Here is a 330-nt window from a genome sequence, read left to right as displayed (position 1 = left end):
GCAAGACCGACAACCTCAGTTTAATTTAGGGACTAACTGGCTTGCTTTGACAACTCGATTACCCTAACTCTCTTGCCAATTAAAATAACTACGCATTTTTCTAATTTTGCACGTAGTTTTTCGTAATCTTCGCGACCATATACTAAACCTAAGTTAAGATTACAGTGTGGGGCTATAATTTTTGGAGATTTGTGTAGCTGAATCGCAAGCTCCCGAGTATGTGCCGTGATCCGGGGTCTTGGATGTTTTCTAGGTGCTTTGCTATATTGTACTAACCGATGCCACGTAGCAGTTAAAAAGGCCAACGTTTTGCCGGTACCTGTTTGTGCT

Annotated in this window: 1 pseudogene; it reads right to left on the bottom strand. The window is 41.8% G+C overall.

Annotated features, from left to right (window positions below):
• Positions 1 to 41: 41 nt before the first annotated feature.
• Positions 42 to 330 (bottom strand): annotated as a pseudogene (locus CWB65_RS19725) (DEAD/DEAH box helicase); the annotation flags it as partial.

The sequence above is a fragment of the Pseudoalteromonas sp. S554 genome (genome assembly GCF_005930865.1).
GTDB classification, from domain to species: Bacteria; Pseudomonadota; Gammaproteobacteria; order Enterobacterales; family Alteromonadaceae; genus Pseudoalteromonas; species Pseudoalteromonas marina.
This window is presented reverse-complemented; position numbering and strand designations above follow the sequence as displayed.